The following is a 21,460-nucleotide window of genomic DNA, read 5'->3' on the forward strand; positions in this document are numbered from 1 at the left end:
AGCTATAATTTCTAAATATCAATTTTACATCTAGATCTCCACTCAGAGTTCTCTCAGAACTGCAAAACTTTCAATCTTAATTCAAATATAACAAAAGCCAAATGCTTTAAAATAAAAAATCCTCTTGAATTGCCTATTTTTAGCATTTCAAGAGGATAAATCTATATAAATATACTGTGTCTTAAGCTCCTTTAAGAACTTCAGCAACTTTTTTACCAATTTCTGCAGGAGAATCTACTACATGAATTCCGTTCTCTCTAAGAATTGCCTTCTTAGCTTGAGCAGTATCTTCGCTTCCTCCAACAATAGCACCAGCATGTCCCATAGTACGTCCTGCTGGAGCTGTTTCTCCAGCAATAAATCCTACAACAGGTTTCTTATTTCCGTTAGCTTTAACCCATTGTGCAGCGTCAGCCTCTAATTGTCCACCAATTTCACCAATCATAACGATGATCTTAGTTTCATCGTCATTCATTAAAAGCTCTACGGCTTCTTTAGTGGTAGTTCCAATAATTGGATCTCCACCAATACCAATAGCTGTAGTTATACCTAAACCTTGTTTTACAACCTGATCTGCAGCTTCATAAGTTAAAGTTCCAGATTTTGAAACGATACCTACACTACCTTTTTTGAATACGAAACCTGGCATAATACCAACTTTAGCTTCTCCAGGAGTAATAACACCAGGACAGTTAGGACCAATTAATCTACAATCCTTGTTTTGAATATAATTTGCTACTTTAATCATATCTGCTACAGGAATTCCTTCTGTAATAGTTATAATTACTTTTATTCCGGCATCTGCAGCTTCCATAATTGCATCTGCAGCAAAAGCTGGTGGTACAAAAATGATAGAAACATCTGCGCCAGTTTCATTAACAGCATCAGATACAGTATTAAATACAGGTCTGTCTAGGTGAGTTTGACCACCTTTTGAAGGAGTTACTCCCCCAACCACATTTGTACCATATTCTATCATTTGTTCAGCATGAAAAGTACCTTCACTTCCAGTAAATCCTTGAACAATTATTTTTGAATCTTTATTGACTAAAACACTCATAGTTGTAATTAATTTTTGCGCTACAAAAGTAGTTTTTTAAATATAAACCCTAAAGGCTTTTTATTAGTTTGTTTCTAGAAAAGAGCTCAAATTATCTGGAGTTTCATCTCCTGGCTGACTTATTTGATAACCCTTATATAATTTATTATCCTTGATCTTCCAAATAGCTATGAAATGAGCCATAGGTATTTCTTCATCCGGATTCTCAATGGTTTTAATGTAATAGGTAAACCTTATGGTTACTTGATCCTTATCCTGAAGCAAATGGCTAATTTCTGCTCTTAATGAATCAAAAGATTTAGACATCTCTGTACTAAGATTCATCACATCATTAAAAGTCATTTTATTGAAGCCTGCTCCACTATTCCAATAAAGCTCAGCGTCTTGATGCAAATAGTCTTTTACTTCGTCTGGATTTTTATAAAAATTTGACAAGTAAAATTCTTCTACTAATTTCTTTTCGCTAAAACTCATAGTTTTCCTATTTTAATTTATCTATTATACTCGGTAATTTTTTTACCGCAGCAAATTCTTTCAGCTTTGTTCGAGATTCTCCGTGAGGTGTTCCCCAATATGTTGTATTCTCATCTGTAGATTTAGAAACTCCGGTTTGAGCTAATAGCACTGTACCTTTTCTAATTCTTACATCACTTCTAATTCCAACCTGACCCCAAATAGTAACTTCATCTTCAATAATAACACACCCTGCAATTCCGGTTTGTGAGGCTATTAAACATTTTTTACCTACAATAGTGTCGTGACCTATCTGAACCTGATTATCAATTTTAGTACCGGCGCCAATAAAGGTATCGCCTGTAACTCCTTTGTCTATAGTGCAAAGAGCTCCAATCTCTACATCATGATTAATTACAACTCGTCCGCCAGATTTTAATTTATCAAATCCGTTAGGCCTGGTTTTATAATAAAAGGCATCTGCTCCAAGCACGGTACCGGCATGAATAATAACATTATTACCTATAATAGTATCATCATAAATACTTACGTTGGCATGAATTAAACAATTATCGCCAATTTTTACATTGTTACCGATAAAAGTACCAGGTTGAATAATAGTATTATCTCCAATTAAAGCAGATTCAGAAATCTCTTCTGAAGACTTTTCGAAGGGTTTAAAATATTCTGTAAGCTTATTAAAATCTGTGAAAGGATCATTAGAAATAAGTAACGCTTTCCCAATCGGGCAAGGTACTTCTTTGTTGATCAAAATAATTGTTGCAGCAGAATTAAGTGCTTTGTCATAATATTTTGGATGATCAACAAAAACAATATCCCCTTCTGTCACAACGTGGATCTCATTCATTCCGTAAACCGGAAAATTTGCATCGCCCACATATTCCGAAGAAATTATGGTAGCAATTTGCTTAAGCGTATGCTGCTGGGGAAATTTCATGATCTCTGAGGTATTAAATAACGGTTGTTATTCTTTAATTCTTTCTTTATAAGTACCTTTATCTGTCTCAATTCTTACTTTATCACCTTCATTGATAAAAAGTGGAACGTTAACTTCTGCTCCGGTTTCTAAAGTTGCAGGTTTAGTGGCGTTGGTAGCCGTATTTCCCTTAACACCTGGTTCTGTATGAGTTACTTCCAAAACAACACTTGCAGGCATTTCAACAGAAAGTGGCATACTATCTTCTGTATTAATAAGAATAGTTACAACTTCACCTTCTTTCATAAGCTGAGGCATATCTAAAGCGCTTTCTACTAATCTAATTTGCGTATAATCTTCAACATTCATAAAGTGATAGAATTCTCCGTCATTATATAAGAATTGAAATTTATGAGTTTCTACACGTACATCTTCAATTTTATGTCCAGCAGAAAAAGTATTATCTAGAACTTTACCGGTAGTTACACTTTTCATTTTAGTTCTTACAAATGCTGGTCCTTTTCCAGGTTTTACATGTAAGAATTCTATAATCTTATAAATATCATGGTTATATCTAATACATAAACCATTTCTAATATCACTTGTACTTGCCATTATGTGTATTTATTAATTTGAACTAAAATATCCTTTCATGATACCTCTTTGAGAATTCTTTATAAATTCTAAGATCTCATCTCTCTCTGCGGTGGCTTGCATTTCAGCTTCAATAATAGCTACTGCCTGAGAATTATTATAATTTTTTTGATACAAAATTCTGTAAATATCCTGTATCTCTCTTATTTTTTCTGTGGTAAAACCTCTTCTTCTTAAACCGATGGAATTAATACCTACATACGAAAGTGGCTCTCTACCGGCTTTCACAAATGGAGGCACATCTTTTCTTACCAAAGAACCACCAGTTACAAAAGCATGATTACCAATACTGCAAAATTGCTGAATTGCAGTCATTCCTGCTAATATAACATGATCTCCTACATTAATATGCCCTGCTAAGGTACTATTATTAGAGAATATGCAATTATCACCAATTATACAGTCATGCGCAATATGACAATACGCCATAATCCAACAATTCTTACCAATAACTGTTTTCATTCTATCTGAAGTACCTCTGTTTATGGTAACACACTCTCTAATAGTAGTATTATCACCAATTTCTGTAGTGGTCTCCTCTTCATTAAACTTCTTATCTTGTGGTATAGCAGAAATTACTGCCCCAGGAAAAATATTACAATTCTTACCAATTCTTGCACCTTCCATTATGGTAACGTTAGATCCAATCCATGTTCCCTCGCCAATTACCACATTATTGTGTATAGTGGTAAATGGCTCAATAACCACATTCTTTGCTATTTTGGCTCCCGGATGCACATATGCTAAGGGTTGATTCATTTTAATTTATTTAGATTTTACTATTTGGGCCATTAAAATAGCCTCTGTTGCCAATTTCCCATTAACATAGGCATAACCTTGCATTTGGCAAATTCCGCGTCTAATTGGAGCTAACAGTTCTAGCTTAAAAATTAACGTATCTCCAGGAACTACCTGTTGTTTGAATTTTACGTTATCAATTTTCATGAAGTAGGTAAGATAATTTTCAGGATCGGGTACAGATTTTAATGCTAAAATCCCTCCTGTTTGAGCCATTGCCTCTACTTGTAGTACTCCAGGCATAACTGGTTTTCCCGGAAAGTGGCCTACAAAAAATGGTTCATTCATAGTAACATTCTTCATTCCCACAACACAATTTTCCGTTAGGGTGTAGATCTTATCTACCAATAAAAATGGGGGCCTGTGAGGTAAGATGTTCATGATATCATTAACATCCATTAATGGTGGCTTATCATAATCTATCCTTGGAAAATTATTTCTACGCTCTGTCTTTATATGTTTTGCAAGTTTCTTTGCAAATTCAGTATTTACCTGATGTCCTGGCTTATTAGCTATAACTTTACCTCTAATTCTAGTTCCTATAAGCGCAAGATCTCCAAGAACATCTAATAATTTATGTCTAGCAGCCTCATTTGGATAATGCAGGGTAAGATTGTCTAAAATTCCATTTGGCTTTACTGAAATATTATCTTTATTGAATGCTGTTCTAAGCTTATCCATAGTTTCCGGACTAAGCTCTTTATCTACATAAACAATAGCATTATTAAGATCTCCACCTTTTATAAGACCGTGTTCCAGCAACGTTTCTATTTCATGAAGAAAACTAAATGTTCTTGCATTCGCAATTTCAGTTTTAAATTCTGAAAGATTTTGAATAGAAGCATTTTGAGTTCCAAGTACCTTAGTCCCAAAATCCACCATAGCGGTAACCTGATAATGGTCACTTGGCATGATCATGATCTCACTACCGGTCTCTTCATCTTTATATGATATCACCTCAGTAATGATAAACTCGTCTCTACAGGCATCTTGCTCTACAACTTCAGCCTTTTCTAATGCTTCTACAAAGAATTTTGAAGAACCATCCATAATTGGAGGCTCTGAAGCATCTAGCTCTATAATTATATTATCAATTTCCAAACCTACACAAGCTGCTAATACATGCTCTGAAGTTTGAATGCTCACTCCATTCTTTTCAAGATTTGTTCCTCGCTGAGTATTTACCACATAAGAAGCATCTGCCTCAATAATTGGTTGATCATCTAGATCTACTCTTTTAAATACATACCCAGTATTTACCGGAGCAGGTTTAAAGGTCATTTTTACCTCTTTACCTGTATGAAGTCCTACTCCTTTTAAAGTAACTTCATTTTTAATGGTGTGCTGTTTTGAATGAATATCAGCCATTCTATTGTTTTTTTTCTAGTTTGTTTAACCTATCTACTATTTTCGGTAAATTCTTAAAGTGTACATAAGATTTATTGTAATCTCCATATCCAATTGCGGGAGATCCTTGAATCATTTCATCATTGTCAATATTTCTACCTATACCACTTTGAGCTTGAATTTTCACTCTATCTCCTATAATTAAATGACCAGCAATACCAACCTGACCTCCAATTAAACAGTTCTTGCCAATCTTGGTAGAACCAGCAATTCCTGTTTGTGCAGCTATAGCGGTGTTACTACCAATCTCTACATTATGCGCAATCTGGATCTGATTATCTAATTTGGCACCTTTTCTAATTATAGTAGAACCTAATGTTGCTCTATCTATTGTTGTACCTGCTCCAACATCTACATTATCTTCAATAATAACATTCCCAATTTGTGGAACTTTGTTATATTCACCCGTTTCTCCAGGATTAAAACCGAAACCATCTGCTCCTACCACGGCTCCACCATGAAGCGTACAAGAATTTCCAATTACAGTTTCAGAATAAATTTTTACACCGGCAAATAGTACTGTATTATCTCCAATTACTACATTATCTCCAACATAACAATTTGGATAGATCTTTACATCATTACCAATTTTCACATTCTTCCCTATATATGTAAAAGCTCCTAAATAAAGGTTCCCCCCGTAACTAGCAGAATCTGCAATAAAATTAGGTTCTTCAATACCACTCTTATTAAGCTTTACCTGATTGTAATATTCTAATAAGGTTGAAAAAGCCTTATATGGATCTTTCACTCTTATTAATGTGGTCTCTATTTTATCCTCAATAAAAAAGTCATATTTTACAATTGCTACAGAAGCATTTGTAGAATATATGTAGGATGTATATTTAGGATTGCTCAAAAAGGTTAGTGAACCCTCTGTGCCTTCTTCGATCTTTGCCAATTTATAAACTTCCGTTTCTGGATTCCCATCAACAGTTCCTTCTAAAATCTCGGCTATTTGTGCTGCAGTAAATTTCATTCTGGCAAAAGTAAAAAAAATGCGTTAATGTTTGGTCTTTGGATAACAGATATAATATTTAGTGACCGGAGCCGATAAGGCTTTCAGATTCAATTGATCTGATGCGATAGCCACATCGCTAGTTTTTCCATTTTTATGCAAGATCTGAATTTTGTCATTTCCGCTGGAATATGCCACATTAGTGATGTCTCCGCTAAAAACGAAATATCTAGCTTCGTTCTCACTTAATGAATATTTCTCTTGAAAAGCTAGTTTATGCTTTTCTAATTTCTTCTTATTAATTGGCTTTTTCTTCAGCTTAACTTTTAAAAGATCTCGAGTAAGAAGCATTTCGCTTAAATTTCTAAGCACAAAATCTTCATGATCTGTCCATATTTTCATTGCTGAAATAATGTCGTAATCATCAAGTTTAGAGAACGTATTCAGAACATCATTGTTAAAATCTTGTAAGCTTATCTTATTTTGAAGAAAGAACTGAAGTGGCTTGCTACAATTTAGTTCTTCACCCTTTTCAATAAGTTCTTTAGCTCTCATTAAAACTCTAATTAATAATTGCTCTGCCGCAACCCCTGTTTTGTGCAAGTAAACCTGCCAATACATCAATCTTCTGGCAACTAAGAATTTCTCTACAGAATAGATTCCTTTTTCCTCAATAACCAGCTCTTCTTTTACAACATTAAGCATGGTAATTATGCGTTCACTATTAATATTCCCCTCAGGAACACCCGTGTAAAAACTATCTCTCTTTAAATAATCTAATCTATCCATATCTAGCTGACTAGATACTAGCTGATTCATAAACTTTCTGGAATACGTGCCCTTAAAGATCTCTATGGCTAGCGTTAAACTTTGGTTAAATTCGGCATTTAAACGCTCCATAAAAAGCAATGAAATACGTTCGTGAGACACTCCTTCTACTATACTATGTTCCATAGCATGAGAAAATGGGCCGTGACCTATATCATGTAATAAGATAGCTATCTCTAAGGCCTCTTCTTCATCTTTAGAGATCTTAACACCTTTAATTCTAAGCATCTCTATAGCTCTTTGCATTAAATGCAAACCACCCAATGCGTGGTGAAATCTTGTGTGATGAGCTCCCGGGTATACTAAATAAGACATACCCATTTGAGAAATACGGCGCAATCTTTGAAAGTACGGATGTGCAATAATCTTAAAGATCTGCTCACTCGGAATAGTAATAAAACCGTAAATTGGATCGTTAAATATTTTGAGTTTAGTAGTTGCTGCCAAGCTTAAAATCGTTTATTATTTAAAGCAAATATACATATATGTAGTCCATAATGGACTTTTATAACAAAAAGCACTACGCTTCATATATAATATGACGTGAGACGCTATAAAATTTAACAAAATGAATCAGATAAAAATACTTTGGGCAGACGATGAAATTGATATGCTTAAGCCACATATAATTTTTCTTGAAGGAAAGAATTACAATGTTACCACATGTAGAAGTGGTATGGAAGCCATAGAACAAATTGAGAAGGAGAATTTTGACATCGTTTTCTTAGATGAAAATATGCCCGGTTTAACAGGATTGGAGACCTTATCTGAAATTAAAGAAAAGCATGTAGATCTTCCTATTGTGATGATCACAAAAAGTGAAGAAGAATTCCTTATGGAAGATGCTATTGGATCTAAAATAGCAGATTATTTAATTAAGCCTGTAAATCCCAATCAGATTCTATTAAGTTTAAAAAAGAACTTGGATCATTCTAGATTGATCTCAGAAAAAACTACTTCTAATTACCAACAGGAATTTAGAAAAATAGCAATGGACATGTCTTCTATAAATTCTTTTGAAGGATGGGCAGAATTCTATCAGCGACTAATATATTGGGAAATGCAGTTAGAAAATATTGAGGATAGTGGAATGTTCGAGATATTAGAATCACAAAAATTAGAAGCTAATAATCAATTCTATAAGTTTATAGATCATGAATATCCTTCTTGGTTCGAGAAAAAAGCAGATGCACCTATAATGTCTCATACGATCTTTAAAAATAAGATAGTTCCACAGATAAATAAAGAACAACCCACTCTATTAATAGTAGTAGATAATTTAAGATATGATCAATGGAAATCTTTTGAACCTATAATAAATAACTATTATAAGAAAGAAGAAGAATCTGCTTATTATAGTATTTTACCTACTGCCACTCAATACGCCAGAAACGCAATCTTCTCTGGATTAATGCCAAGTGAAATGGAAAAACTATTCCCAGATTACTGGTTAAATGATACAGAAGAGGGAGGCAAGAACATGCATGAAAAAGAGTTTCTGGAAGCTCAATTAAAAAGACTGGGATTAGATCTTAAATGTGAATATCATAAGATCTCGAGTTTAAAAGCAGGTAAGAAATTAGTTGAAAATTTTAAGACTCAGAAAGATAATGATCTCACTGTGGTTGTTTATAATTTTGTAGACATGCTTTCCCACTCCAAAACAGAAATGGAAGTGATCAAAGAATTGGCATCTAATGATAAATCTTATAGATCCTTGACCCAAAGCTGGTTTAAGAATTCCCCGCTATTGGAGATCATTCAACAGGCGCAGCAATCTAATTTTAAATTAATCATTACTACAGACCACGGAACCATTAATGTGAAAAATCCTTCTAAAGTTATAGGAGATAAGAATACCAGTCTTAATTTAAGATACAAAACGGGAAAAAGTCTTACTTATGAAGATAAGGATGTATTAGCAGCAAAAGATCCTAAAACCATACATCTACCAACTATAAATATGAGTAGCTCTTTTATATTTGCTAAGGGAGATATGTTCTTTGCCTATCCAAATAATTACAATCATTATGTACATTATTTTAGAAATACCTACCAACATGGAGGGGTTTCTATGGAGGAGATGATCATCCCATTTATTACGCTATCACCTAGATAATAATTAATTACATATCTTTACATCGCCAAAAATCTAATTCTTTATGACCATAACTTACGAGTTATCAGATATTGATAGTGTAGCAGAGCGCATTATAAACAATGCTAAAAGCAAAACGTTACTCTTCTACGGAGAAATGGGAGCTGGAAAAACTACGCTCATAAAATCTCTTATTAAAGCATTAGGATCTAAAGATTCTGTTTCAAGTCCAACATTTTCTTTGGTAAATGAATATGAATCTAAGGAAGGCAGTATTTATCACTTCGATTTTTATAGAATTGAAGATGAAAATGAAGCTTTAGATATGGGAATTGAAGATTATCTGAATAAAGATTCTTGGAAAATGATAGAATGGCCCCAAAATATTTCAAAATTACTTGATTTCCCTACCCAAAAATTAGAGTTAAGAATAGATGAACAAGGGTTAAGAATGTTAAAGTTGTGTTAATAAAATCTTAAAATTAATAAAAAAGCTAATTTTTGTGGTTGTAAGAATATTATTACTTTTATTGTTAATTTGAAAGCTATTAATTATTTTTAATCGTTGGTTAACGAAATATATTGATTTTTAACTTAGTTTTGTAAAGATTTTTTAACATAAAAATAGCTGTTTAGGGGCTCGAAAAAGGGCGCAAAGGTACAATTAACGTATTTAATATTAATGTTTTATAATTTTATAGGTTTGCTTCAGAAATCATAACAAAACAAATCATATAACCTTAAAACAATACTATTATGAAACTTAAAGCTATCATTTTCGCCGCAGCAATTTTTGGAGCAACTTTTTGTGTAACTTCAACTTCTGATAACTCAAATCATAATGACCCAATCAAAAAACAAGCGATCGATCGCTCGGCCATCCGCGTACCTACTAACGGGTAGTATCTTAGCTTTTATAATAGCTTTTTCACCTTATATATTTTATTTATACGAAATTTTCCCAGACGGTCAAGTCTGGGAAAATTCTTTTTTTACATATGAAAGTCTATTTTATAAAAGCGTTTTAGTTGCTGCTTGGACCTATTTAGGAAAAATTACACCACTTATTCTACTTTTAATTTGGTTTTTTACCTGTAAACATTGGTGGTATCATTCTATCATTATTCCAATTGCGATGTATGTTTATCAGATATTAAGCACAATATATGAGGATTTCTATGCCCAAGTTAATCCAATGGATACTAACCAACTTATCTATTTAGCTCCATTTTTCTTTATTGTTTTAGTTATCCTTTATATGGTAAGAACACAAATTTTTGACAGAATATACGGAATTGATCTTAGCGAATTGAATGAAACAGATGTACATGTGTTTTCTAAAAAGAATACCAAAGACGAGCGAGAATTAGAGGAGTTTAGAAATCAGAATATGGCTTATTCTGTAGAACCTACCGAGGAGTACTACCGCAAGCTGTAATTGGAATATTGGTTTATATTTGCTGAAAATTGTTGTAATTTGGTTTTTTAATAGCGCATCGGCATGATTAAACATAATTCACCTTTCACAAGGGAACAATTACTTCCACAAGAGGAGACCTTAGAGATTTATAAGAATAAAGGTGAACTCTTTATAGGATTACCACGGGAGACTTCTTATCAAGAGAAGAGAGTTTGTCTAACTCCAGATGCTGTTGGTGCTATTACGGCACATGGCCATAGAGTGATTATAGAATCTATGGCGGGCAAATGGGCCGGCTTTAGTGATAAAGATTATTCAGATGCCGGAGCAGAAGTTACTAAAGACACTAAAAAGGTCTTCTCCTGCCCTACTATTCTAAAGATAGAGCCGCCTTCTAATGAGGAATTAGAGCTCATCAATCCTCAGACAATCATAATATCTGCGCTTCAACTTAAAACACAGTCAAAAGAATATTTTCAAAAACTTGCTACTAAACGTATCACTGCTTTAGCGTTTGAGTTTATTACAGACGATGATGGGTCTTATCCTGCCGTGCGTGCATTGAGCGAAATAGCTGGTACTGCATCGGTTTTGATTGCTTCAGAAATTATGAGCAATAACAAACAGGGTAATGGACTAATGTTCGGAAATATTAGTGGTGTTCCACCTGTTGAAGTGGTAATTTTAGGTGCCGGAACTGTAGGTGAATTCGCAGCAAGATCTGCTACCGGACTTGGTGCTAATGTAAAAGTTTTTGATAGTAGCCTAACCAGATTACGTTCCATCCAAACCAATATAGGACACCCTTTATATACCTCTACAATTCAACCAAAAAATTTAAGTAAAGCCTTAAAACGTTGTGATGTAATTATAGGAGCTGTTCGCGGGAAAAATAGATCTCCTATTCTTGTAACAGATGCTATGGTGCAAACTATGAAGAAAGGTGCTGTAATAATAGATGTAAGCATAGATATGGGAGGTTGTTTTGAAACTAGTGATATCACCTCTCATGATCAACCTATTTTTACTAAACACGGGGTGATACATTATTGTGTACCTAATATTCCATCTCGATACGCCAGAACTTCTTCAGTGTCAATCAGTAACATATTTACCCCTTATCTTTTGCACATTGGTGAAGAAGGTGGATTGGAAAATACCCTAAGATTTAATAAGGGTCTAAGAAATGGGTTGTACTTTTACCACGGAATTCTAACTAATAAATCTATAGCAGATTGGTTTGATCTTACCTATAGAGACATCAATTTGCTCATTTTTTAAATATGAAATTAATTCACCGTTTCGGTTATTTCTCTGTAGGACTTTTTTTTGGTATCGTATTATTATTCTTCTTTCTAAGCGGTAAAAAGACATCTTGCGATTATTTCCCAAATGCTAGAGTATTAAAAGAATTAAGAACTAATACTAGAACATATTCTGATGAGGCCTTAATCTTCTCTACTCAAAATGGTTTAGACACCGCAGAAATTTCCACTATCCTTAACAATGGAGATGTAGATTTTCACAAAAGTGAGACGGAAAGAGATTCTTGTAGAACCTATTTTGTAAATGGAACGGGAGAAGCAGATCTAAAACCTTTAGAATTAAAGGTTCAGACCTGCGACACTATTTCAACTATTCTACAAATAAAATTCTTTAAAGAAGTAAAATAGTAATTATAAGATCTGCGCTGCGTGATCTTTAGTCTTTACTTTGCCTATTACTTCTTGAATAATTCCTTGCTCATCTATAACAAAGGTAGTACGGTTAATTCCTTCATATTCTTTGCCCATAAACTTTTTAGGACCCCATACTCCATATGCATTAATAACTTCTTTGCTTTCATCTGCTAACAAAGGATAAGGTAATTCAAATTTGTTTTTGAAGTTTTGCTGGCGTTTTTTAGTGTCGGCACTTACTCCTAGAATTTCAAATCCTTTGCTTTTAAAGCGCTCCCAATTATCTTTTAAATTACAAGCTTCTGCAGTACATCCAGGCGTGCTCGCTTTTGGATAAAAGAACAAAACCAATTTCTTTCCAGAATAATCCTTCAAACTTATAGAATTTCCATCCTGATCTTCGGCTGTAAAATCTGGTGCTTTATCTCCTGCTTCTAATGCTTTCATAATTCTTATTTTTGTATAAAATTAAACAATATGAATAAAGAGCAAAAGGTACAATTTGTTATAGATACTTTAGAAGAAATTTACCCTCAAGTTCCAGTTCCTCTTGATCATAAAGACCCTTACACCCTCTTAATTGCTGTTTTACTTTCTGCTCAAAGCACAGATGTAAAAGTGAACCAGATCACTCCGCTATTATTTGAAAAGGCAGATAATCCATACACCATGGTAAAACTTTCTGTTGACGAAATACGTGAAATTATTAAGCCTGTTGGCCTATCACCAATGAAAGCGAAAGGTATTCATGGTTTATCTCAAATATTAATAGATTCATATAATGGAAAAGTTCCTCAAAGTTTCGAGGCCTTAGAATCTTTTCCTGCCGTTGGTCATAAAACAGCAAGTGTTGTAATGTCTCAGGCCTTTGGTGTACCTGCTTTTCCTGTAGATACTCATATTCACAGATTAATGTACAGATGGAATCTCACCAATGGAAAGAATGTGTTACAAACTGAAAAGGATGCAAAAAGATTATTCCCTCGGGAGACTTGGAATAAATTACATCTTCAAATAATTTTTTATGGAAGACAATATAGTCCGGCAAGAGGCTGGAATCTAGGTAAGGACATTATTACTAGCACCATAGGCAGAAAAACAGTGATAGAGGAATATTATAAAAAGAGTTCCAGGAGAAAATAAATTAATTAAAAATAAAAAAGACCTGCATATTACAGGTCTTTTTATAGCCCTTAGTTAAGGATCGTATCAAATTTCATTTCATTATATTCAAATATCTGTAGGGCTTTTGAATAATCTAATAAAAATTGAATAGTCTCTTTGTTAGGGTTCAAGCTTGATAAATGTTCTTCTTTCGAAGATTTAGTGTAAAGGTTCTCCATCAGGTTCTCTTTAAAATTATTTAAAAGGAGAACGCAAATTCAATGGAGATAGTATAAATTAATTTGTTAAAATTAAATTATGCTTTTCTATGATCTTTCTAAGATTTATAAGTGCATATCTCATTCTTCCTAGAGCAGTATTAATACTTACCCCAGTAAGTTCTGATATTTCTTTGAAACTCATATCTTTATAGATTCTCATGGTAAGAACTTCCAATTGATCTTCTGGCAATTCTTTGATTAATTCCTGTACATCCACTTCAATTTGATCTTTGATAAGTTGAGTTTCCACATTAAGATCTCCATCACTAAGAACAGAAAAAATATTAAAGTCGCCATTATTCTCAAATTTTGGCATACGCTTGTTCTTTCTAAAATGATCTATAACAAGATTGTGTGCGATACGCATTACCCATGGAAGAAATTTTCCCTCTTCATTATATTTACCCCTTTTTAAGGTATTAATAACTTTGATGAAGGTATCTTGAAATACATCATCTGCAACATCCTTATCGAAGACCTTCGAATAGATAAAACTATAAATACGCTGTTGGTGCCTAGAAATTAATTGGGAAAGTGCATTTTCATTACCTTTAAGGTAGGTACGTACTAAAAGAGCATCAGTTGCCTGGGTATTATCCATAATGTTACTTTATTAAAGATGCTTTAAGGACATCTTTTAGGTTAGGTTAAAAAACTTAAAAAGTAACTTTATGCAATAGGCAATAGATTTTTAGATTGTTCGTTTAATCGTCAAATATAGCAACATATTTTTAACCTAAACAAATCTCTCCTACTTTTTTTAACATTTCTTATAGAATTGCTTCACTTTTTACACTGATGCTTATTAAGTATCTTTGCAGATTATATAGAAGAAGAATCCATGACTATAGATATTGCAAGCGTAGATCCCAAACAAAATATCATCATTAAAGGTGCAAAATTGCACAACCTAAAAAATATAGATGTTGTTATTCCTAGAAATAAGCTAGTAGTAATAACCGGATTATCTGGATCTGGAAAATCTAGTTTAGCTTTTGATACACTTTATGCAGAAGGTCAAAGGAGGTATGTAGAGAGTTTATCTTCCTATGCAAGACAATTCTTAGGGAGATTAAATAAACCTAAAGTAGATTATATTAAAGGAATTGCTCCGGCAATTGCTATAGAACAAAAGGTTAACTCTACCAATCCACGTTCTACCGTAGGAACTTCAACCGAGATCTATGATTATTTAAAACTACTTTTTGCAAGAATAGGAAGAACGTATTCCCCAATCTCTGGAGATGAAGTTAAAAAAGATACTGTTACAGATGTTATTAACTACGTGAAGGCGTTTGCAGAAGGAGAAAAATTATTGCTTCTTGCTCCACTCCTACTTGAAGAAGGGAGAGAAATTGAAGATAAGCTAAAGGTACTTCTTCAACAGGGATACAGTAGAATAAAAATTAAAAATGAGGTTGTAAGAATTGATGAAGCTGTTACAGACAAGGTGAAGCTTGATGATATTTATCTGGTTGTAGATAGAATTGTAACCAAAGAAGAAGAAGATTTTTATAATAGACTCGCAGATGCATCTCAAACAGCATTCTTTGAAGGAAAGGGAGAGTTGTTCATCGAAAGTATTTCAGATAATAAAATAAGACATTTCAGTAATAAGTTTGAGCTTGATGGAATACATTTCTTAGAACCTAATGTACATTTATTCAGTTTTAATAACCCTTATGGTGCGTGTCCAAAATGTGAAGGTTATGGGGATGTTGTAGGGATAGATGAAGATCTAGTAATTCCTAATACCGGTCTCTCTGTGTATGAAAATGCAATCTTCCCTTGGCGCGGTGAGAGTATGAGTTGGTACAAGAATGAACTTATTAATAATTCTCATAAATTTAATTTTCCTATACATAAGCCTTATTTCGATCTTTCTCAAGACCAAAAGGATCTTATTTGGAATGGAAATGAATATTTTGAGGGATTAAATACATTTTTTGAATTTTTAGAATCGAAGGCTTATAAAATTCAGAATAGAGTAATGCTTTCAAGATATAGAGGAAAAACAAAATGTTCTCTATGTAAAGGAAAAAGACTGAGAAAAGAAGCCAACTATGTAAAGATTGGTGGAGCTACAATAACAGATCTTGTAGAAAAACCATTAGATAAAGTAAGAGCTTTCTTTAATGATTTAGAATTAAATGAGTATGATGCTCAAATAGCCAAACGTTTGCTAGCCGAGATTAAAAACAGATTGCAATTTCTTTCCAATGTTGGGCTAGATTATTTAACAATTAATAGAAAATCCAATACTCTTTCTGGTGGAGAATCACAAAGAATTAATCTTGCAACCTCCCTTGGAAGTAGTTTAGTTGGATCTATGTATATCTTAGATGAACCTTCTATAGGACTACATCCTCGGGATACAAAAAAGCTAATTGGAGTTTTAGAAGACCTAAGGGATCTAGGAAATACCGTGATTGTAGTGGAGCATGATGAAGACATTATGAAAGCTGCAGATGAAATTATAGATATCGGCCCAGAGGCTGGTACAAATGGAGGAGAATTAGTAGCTTCTGGCACCTATGCTGACATACTAAAATCAGATTCTCTTACCGCTCAATATCTTAATGATTCTATGCGAATTGAAGTTCCAAAGAAAAGGAGGACTACTAAGCAATTCGCAAAGATTCTTGGGGCTAGAGAAAATAACTTAAAAAATATTGATGTTACCTTTCCTTTAGGTGTATTTACAGCAGTTACAGGAGTATCCGGAAGCGGTAAAAGTACATTAGTTAAAAAGATTCTATATCCATCTATGCTTAAAGAGATTGGTGGTATTGGAGAAAAGGCTGGTCAGTTTTCTGCTATTGAAGGTAATTTTAAGAGCATTACATCAATAGAATTTGTAGATCAAAATCCTATTGGAAGATCATCACGTTCTAATCCTGTAACCTATATAAAGGCTTACGATGATATTAGAAATCTATTCGCAAATCAAAAATTGTCTGATATCAGAAATTTCAAGCCTAAACATTTTTCATTTAATGTAGATGGCGGAAGATGTGATACGTGTAAAGGAGAAGGCGAAGTGACCATAGAGATGCAATTTATGGCAGATGTGCATTTAGAATGTGAAACCTGTAACGGAAAACGTTTTAAAAAGGAAGTTCTTGAGGTAACTTTTGCTGAGAAGAATATAGATGATATTTTAAAAATGACCATCGATGAAGCTTTGGGCTTCTTTTCTGAAAATAATGAAAATAAGATCACTAATAAATTAAGACCCCTACAAGAGGTAGGACTTGGATATGTTCAATTAGGGCAAAGCTCTTCTACTCTATCTGGCGGGGAAGCTCAGCGTATAAAGCTTGCATCATTCCTAGTAAAAGGAATAACTAAAGATAAAGCCTTATTTATATTTGACGAACCGACCACGGGCTTGCACTTTCACGATATACAAAAACTACTAACCTCGTTTAATGCATTAATAGATAAAGGACACTCTATTATTGTTATTGAACATAATATGGATTTGGTGAAATGTGCAGACCATGTAATAGATCTTGGTTTAGATGGTGGAGAAAATGGAGGTTACCTAATAGCGGCAGGCACACCTGAAGAGGTTGCGAAGAATAAGAAATCTTACACTGCACCGTATTTAAAGGAAAAACTTTAATGAAATATGATAAGGTTCTCTATTAGGAGAACCTTATCTAGCTTATAGGTATATTTTTCTTTTGGCACGCACTTTGTATTAATTGATCTGGATTCCAACTAATTAATAATTTAAAACCGCTCCCATGAAAAAAATTACATTAATACTTGCCCTTTTCTTGGTTGGATTGAATGTTTCAGCTAAAGATTCAAATATTACGATTCCTTATAATTATGGTGAGGCGTTTATCTTTGTAGAACGCGGTGTTGAATTTGCCATTTTTCCAAATGGGGAATTTGATTTCTATTATAATCCTCAATTTTCAAGAACTGCAATTAGAAATATTCCAAATCCTGGATATAATATAAGTTATAATTCTGGTTATAATTATGATACGTTTGTACAGTACGATGATTTTGGCGCTGTAATCCAAATAGAAAGTGTTCCTATTTATTATGATTATTACGGTAGAATAACTCGAGCAGGTAATGTAGACATCGCTTATAATAACAGAGGGAATATTGCTCGAGTTGGAGACATGTTCGTTTATTATAATGCTTTTGACAGACCTGTAAGGTATGCAGGGTTTATAAATGCCTACAATACAAGATATATTTCTAGACCTTGGCATAAATATTACATGAGACCACATCCAAATTATCGCGTAGTCTACTATGAACCATACAGAACATATTATGAGCCTAATAGATTAGATTATGTGGTATACTCCAACAATTATAATAATTACTATTATAACAATGGAAGAAGATATGATTTCTATAGACCTGGACAGAATATTACAGTGTATAATTACGGAAGAAGAACTGCAGAAATAAGAGATGTAAATTCACAATATTCTTATGATACTTCTAGAAGTGAGAATAATTCAAATACTTCCAATGTTAGAAGCAATCAAAATTCTGTAAGATCTTATCCCCGAGCAAGAACTTCTTCTTCATCACGAAGAGAAAGATCTCTTGTGAACAAACACGAGGAAGCTGTAAGAAATACCAGAGGAGCATCAACGACACAATCAAAGAGTACCAATGTTAATAGTTCAGTTTCTTCTAGCAGAGGAAGAATTTCTCAGACAGAAGTTGAAAATAGCAGAAATCCTGTTAGCAGAACTTCTAATACAGCTACTAGAGAAACGAACTCAAGAAGAAATACTGCTGTGAAAGCAGTCGAGACTACAACAAGAAATTCAAACAGTTCATCAGAAGCGAGAACAGAGCGAGGAAGTACGAGATCTAACCAGCCTCAATCTATCCCTGTCTCAGAAAAAACAGAAAATACTAGAAGTTCTCGAGGAAGAGATAAAATCTAAATAATTTTTTGGTTGGTTAGTTAGTTAGAAAATCCTCAGTGTTTGTTTATATCACAACGCTGAGGATTTTTGTATTATATAACTCTAGCTTTCTTTAAATATTTCTGCATTAAGATGGTTATATCATCAGAAAAATTAAATTTTAGAGTTACGAACAAATATATTATGCTTACTACGATAGATTTCAGTGCTATATTGATAAAGGGATGGAAAGGAAACTCCCATATATAAAATGCCCCACAAAGTGCAGCAGAGAAAAGCAGAATATATAAAGTCTTATTGGTAAACGGATGCATTTTAAACTTTGAAATTACTATAAAAATTTTGGCAGTATTGAATATAAAAAATGCTAAAAAGGTAGCAATAGCTGCTCCCATTATTCCATAAGTAGGTATTAGAATAAGGTTAAAAACATACGCAAGTATGGCTAATGCAACTCCTATTACGAGTACCAAGCGGTAATAATCTGAATTAAAAAGTATACTATTATTACTTCCTAACATATTATCGTACAGTTTAACCAGTGAAATTAAGAGAACAATAAAGCTACTAATTTGGTATTGGGGAGGCATTAAGGAGTATAACTGATTTAGATTTACCATGATGAGAATAAATATCAAAGCACTCACAACTAATAGGCTTAGAGAACTTCGCTTATAAAGATCTCTCATCCCTACCCTATCTCTTTCATTTAGCATAGTTGCAGTAAGGGGATGAATAATTTGATGCATGGCTTTCTGAGGAACAGAGATAACCGTTGCTATATATACCGCTATTCCATAGATCGCAACATTTTCTATAGGTAGATAATGCTCTATCATTACTTTATCTAAATCTAATAAGATCATAGCTACCGATCCCGCAATTAAGATTAAAGCAGAATATTTTAAAACCGTAATAAAGTTGATAGGCATCTGTAAACTAAATGTTGGTCTATAAAGACGAAACGCATAAAACATCATAGCAAAAGCTCTAAAAATGAATACGCCAGCCATCCAATAGATAAATTGAGAAACCGAGATCAACTTTAAGTAAACCGCAAATAATAAAAGGGTGATACAAATTCTATGAAAGACCTCTTTCATAAAGTTACCAAAAACACTCTGATAATGAACTTTAGACCACGCAAAGAAGATTTCAAAATAGGCGGTTGCTAAAGCAATTACAAAAATTAACCAAATATAGGGTTGTACTAATTTGTTACCAGACTCAAAATAATCGAGTAACATACTGTAACTAAACAAGCTTATTAAACCTATAATGATGGATACAATAAGCGGAAGAAACACTATCAGATTTAATAACTTATCTCTATCAAGTTTTGTTTTATAAGACGAATAAAACTTAACTAATGTATTATGCACACCAAAATCTAAAATTGGCCATATCAAATTAGCTGCTGAGAGTAGAAAACCTACCAATCCATAATATTCTTTTTCAAGAAAATAGGTAAAAAGAAATAGCGTGTTTATTGCACCAATTCCAAAACCAAAATATGTGGTTATTATGTTTTTAAAAGACTGATTTAGAATAACTCCCATGGTTTATCTAATCTATTTATTTAAGAGCTCTACTAATTTAGCAGTAAGTGATCTTCTACTATATTGTTCAATATTGTAGCTGTGCGAAGTAAGCTTATTCTGGTTATAGAGTTGATATAGTTTTAAAATATATTCCTTTAATTTTTTTCCCTCTTTGTAATTAAAAAATTGCCCTGCATTGGTATTTTCTAACAATCTTATAACATCCCACTGTTCAGGACCTATTGCAAGAATTGGCCTTTTGGCCATCATATATTCAAACAGTTTCCCGGGAATTATACCTCTTGTATCTATACTATCTATTTCTATAAGTAATAATACACTAGCACGCTTTTGTATATTGATTGCCTCTTTATGAGGTACGTAACCTAAAATTTCTAAATTATTATCAAGTTTAAAATTTTTGATACTATTTATCACTTCTTCGCTTACTGTACCAATGAGTTTTAATTTAAAATTCTTAGCAAAATCTGTATCTTCCATGATCAACTCCTCGAGCACTTTCCACAGATTAATTGGATTTCTTCCGGAAAGAAGTGATCCAATATGAGATATAGTAAAATGTTCATCTAAAGCTTTCAAAGTATCATTTAGTTTTCCATCATACCCATTAGTAATAATAGAAATAGGCTTCTTAGTAATTTTACTAAATTCATTCTTTGTGGTATAACTAGTTACTATAATTCTGTCTGCCGTATTTAAAACTACATTTTCAAACTTGAGATGTTTTTTTCTAGAGCGTTCAGAAAGCTTAAGCTTTTCATGGTATCCAATCTGAGTCCAAGGATCTCGAAAATCTGCGAACCATTTAATATCATATTTCTGTTTGAGTTTTAGGCCTATTAAATGCACGCTATGTGGCGGACCGGTAGTAATAACGGCATCAATATTATTTTCTGAAAGATACTTGGAGAGATAGCTAACTGATGGCTTCACCCAAAATTTTCTGGCATCCGGAATAAAAAAATTACCGCGAATATAAAGCATCAATTTTTGAAGGATACTTTGCTTCTCTTCATCTGCGATAATACCAGAACTTATCTTTGTTGCACCTTTCTTAGAAAATATCTTTGCCAGAAAATAAGGTTCAAAAATCCTCCCTTTTAAAATGGTAATATCCTTCGGAACTTCCTTTAGAAAGGATTCATCAAGCATAGGATAATCTGGGTCTTTCGGGATAAAAACAATGGGTTCAATTCCAAATTCTTTAAGATACTTAACAAATTTCAACCACCGCTGCACTCCCGGTCCGCCGGCAGGTGGCCAATAATAGGTAACAATTAGAACTTTCTTCATTAGTTAATTGTC

21 protein-coding genes are annotated in these 21,460 nt (G+C 33.3%); 9 read left to right on the plus strand and 12 right to left on the minus strand.

Features of this window, described 5'->3' with window-relative positions; genetic code table 11:
• Positions 1–181 precede the first annotated feature (181 nt).
• The 8 genes from sucD to P163_RS15000 all read right to left on the minus strand — a co-directional run bounded on the left by sucD (position 182) and on the right by P163_RS15000 (position 7,542).
• Positions 182–1,060, minus strand: a complete 879-nt coding sequence (gene sucD / locus P163_RS14965) for a succinate--CoA ligase subunit alpha (RefSeq protein ID WP_034893029.1) — start codon at positions 1,058–1,060, stop codon at positions 182–184.
• 63 nt (positions 1,061–1,123) lie between these two features.
• A complete protein-coding gene (locus P163_RS14970; protein WP_034893032.1) occupies positions 1,124–1,534 on the minus strand; it encodes a nuclear transport factor 2 family protein in 411 nt (136 codons plus the stop codon).
• Between the two features lie 7 nt (positions 1,535–1,541).
• Positions 1,542–2,471 carry a UDP-3-O-(3-hydroxymyristoyl)glucosamine N-acyltransferase gene (locus P163_RS14975; RefSeq protein WP_034893035.1) on the minus strand — a complete coding sequence of 310 codons (930 nt, stop codon included), beginning with the start codon at positions 2,469–2,471 and terminating at the stop codon, positions 1,542–1,544.
• 27 nt (positions 2,472–2,498) lie between these two features.
• On the minus strand, positions 2,499–3,065 hold the full coding sequence (gene efp, locus P163_RS14980) for an elongation factor P (RefSeq protein ID WP_034893039.1): 567 nt from the start codon (positions 3,063–3,065) through the stop codon (positions 2,499–2,501).
• Positions 3,066–3,077: 12 nt separating this feature from the next.
• The gene (gene lpxA, locus P163_RS14985; protein ID WP_034893042.1) at positions 3,078–3,863 is read right to left on the minus strand and encodes an acyl-ACP--UDP-N-acetylglucosamine O-acyltransferase; all 786 of its coding nucleotides are present in this window, start codon (positions 3,861–3,863) and stop codon (positions 3,078–3,080) included.
• Between the two features lie 6 nt (positions 3,864–3,869).
• Positions 3,870–5,270 carry a bifunctional UDP-3-O-[3-hydroxymyristoyl] N-acetylglucosamine deacetylase/3-hydroxyacyl-ACP dehydratase gene (locus tag P163_RS14990; protein ID WP_034893045.1) on the minus strand — a complete coding sequence of 467 codons (1,401 nt, stop codon included), beginning with the start codon at positions 5,268–5,270 and terminating at the stop codon, positions 3,870–3,872.
• Position 5,271: 1 nt separating this feature from the next.
• A complete protein-coding gene (gene lpxD, locus P163_RS14995; RefSeq protein ID WP_034893048.1) occupies positions 5,272–6,288 on the minus strand; it encodes a UDP-3-O-(3-hydroxymyristoyl)glucosamine N-acyltransferase in 1,017 nt (338 codons plus the stop codon).
• Between the two features lie 24 nt (positions 6,289–6,312).
• Positions 6,313–7,542 (minus strand): HD domain-containing protein, encoded by a 1,230-nt coding sequence (locus P163_RS15000; RefSeq protein WP_034893050.1) that lies wholly within the window; start codon positions 7,540–7,542, stop codon positions 6,313–6,315.
• Between the two features lie 121 nt (positions 7,543–7,663).
• Here P163_RS15000 and P163_RS15005 point away from each other — a divergent pair, with 121 nt between their 5' ends.
• The 6 genes from P163_RS15005 (at position 7,664) to P163_RS15025 (ending at position 12,286) form a co-directional block, all read left to right on the plus strand.
• On the plus strand, positions 7,664–9,214 hold the full coding sequence (locus tag P163_RS15005; RefSeq protein ID WP_034893053.1) for a bifunctional response regulator/alkaline phosphatase family protein: 1,551 nt from the start codon (positions 7,664–7,666) through the stop codon (positions 9,212–9,214).
• A gap of 43 nt (positions 9,215–9,257) precedes the next feature.
• Positions 9,258–9,662 (plus strand): tRNA (adenosine(37)-N6)-threonylcarbamoyltransferase complex ATPase subunit type 1 TsaE, encoded by a 405-nt coding sequence (gene tsaE, locus P163_RS15010; protein ID WP_034893056.1) that lies wholly within the window; start codon positions 9,258–9,260, stop codon positions 9,660–9,662.
• A gap of 287 nt (positions 9,663–9,949) precedes the next feature.
• Positions 9,950–10,096 (plus strand): hypothetical protein, encoded by a 147-nt coding sequence (locus P163_RS18500; protein ID WP_197055443.1) that lies wholly within the window; start codon positions 9,950–9,952, stop codon positions 10,094–10,096.
• Between the two features lie 292 nt (positions 10,097–10,388).
• A complete protein-coding gene (locus P163_RS18630; protein WP_231556208.1) occupies positions 10,389–10,631 on the plus strand; it encodes a hypothetical protein in 243 nt (80 codons plus the stop codon).
• 63 nt (positions 10,632–10,694) lie between these two features.
• Positions 10,695–11,894 (plus strand): alanine dehydrogenase, encoded by a 1,200-nt coding sequence (locus P163_RS15020; protein ID WP_034893062.1) that lies wholly within the window; start codon positions 10,695–10,697, stop codon positions 11,892–11,894.
• A 2-nt stretch (positions 11,895–11,896) separates the two neighbouring features.
• Positions 11,897–12,286 (plus strand): DUF4258 domain-containing protein, encoded by a 390-nt coding sequence (locus tag P163_RS15025; RefSeq protein ID WP_034893065.1) that lies wholly within the window; start codon positions 11,897–11,899, stop codon positions 12,284–12,286.
• Between the two features lie 3 nt (positions 12,287–12,289).
• On the opposite strand, the gene bcp is transcribed toward P163_RS15025, so the two are convergent.
• Complete coding sequence (gene bcp / locus P163_RS15030; protein WP_034893067.1) at positions 12,290–12,739, minus strand: thioredoxin-dependent thiol peroxidase; 450 nt, start codon at positions 12,737–12,739, stop codon at positions 12,290–12,292.
• Between the two features lie 30 nt (positions 12,740–12,769).
• Here bcp and P163_RS15035 point away from each other — a divergent pair, with 30 nt between their 5' ends.
• Entirely contained in the window at positions 12,770–13,435 is a 666-nt protein-coding gene (locus tag P163_RS15035) for an endonuclease III domain-containing protein (RefSeq protein ID WP_034893070.1), read from the plus strand.
• A 258-nt stretch (positions 13,436–13,693) separates the two neighbouring features.
• On the opposite strand, the gene P163_RS15040 is transcribed toward P163_RS15035, so the two are convergent.
• The gene (locus P163_RS15040; protein ID WP_034893073.1) at positions 13,694–14,278 is read right to left on the minus strand and encodes an RNA polymerase sigma factor; all 585 of its coding nucleotides are present in this window, start codon (positions 14,276–14,278) and stop codon (positions 13,694–13,696) included.
• 240 nt (positions 14,279–14,518) lie between these two features.
• On the opposite strand from P163_RS15040, the gene uvrA reads away from it, so the two are divergent.
• The gene (gene uvrA, locus P163_RS15045; protein ID WP_034893076.1) at positions 14,519–17,305 is read left to right on the plus strand and encodes an excinuclease ABC subunit UvrA; all 2,787 of its coding nucleotides are present in this window, start codon (positions 14,519–14,521) and stop codon (positions 17,303–17,305) included.
• Between the two features lie 124 nt (positions 17,306–17,429).
• Positions 17,430–18,611 (plus strand): hypothetical protein, encoded by a 1,182-nt coding sequence (locus P163_RS15050; RefSeq protein ID WP_034893079.1) that lies wholly within the window; start codon positions 17,430–17,432, stop codon positions 18,609–18,611.
• 74 nt (positions 18,612–18,685) lie between these two features.
• Here the strand turns inward: P163_RS15050 and P163_RS15055 are convergent, their stop codons facing one another.
• Both P163_RS15055 and P163_RS15060 read right to left on the minus strand, forming a co-directional pair.
• Positions 18,686–20,152, minus strand: a complete 1,467-nt coding sequence (locus tag P163_RS15055; protein ID WP_034893082.1) for a lipopolysaccharide biosynthesis protein — start codon at positions 20,150–20,152, stop codon at positions 18,686–18,688.
• Between the two features lie 12 nt (positions 20,153–20,164).
• Positions 20,165–21,448, minus strand: coding sequence for a glycosyltransferase family 4 protein (locus P163_RS15060; RefSeq protein ID WP_034893086.1), 1,284 nt, complete (start codon positions 21,446–21,448; stop codon positions 20,165–20,167).
• Positions 21,449–21,460 lie beyond the last annotated feature (12 nt).

Source organism: Gillisia sp. Hel_I_29, assembly GCF_000744275.1.
Classification (GTDB): Bacteria; Bacteroidota; Bacteroidia; order Flavobacteriales; family Flavobacteriaceae; genus Gillisia.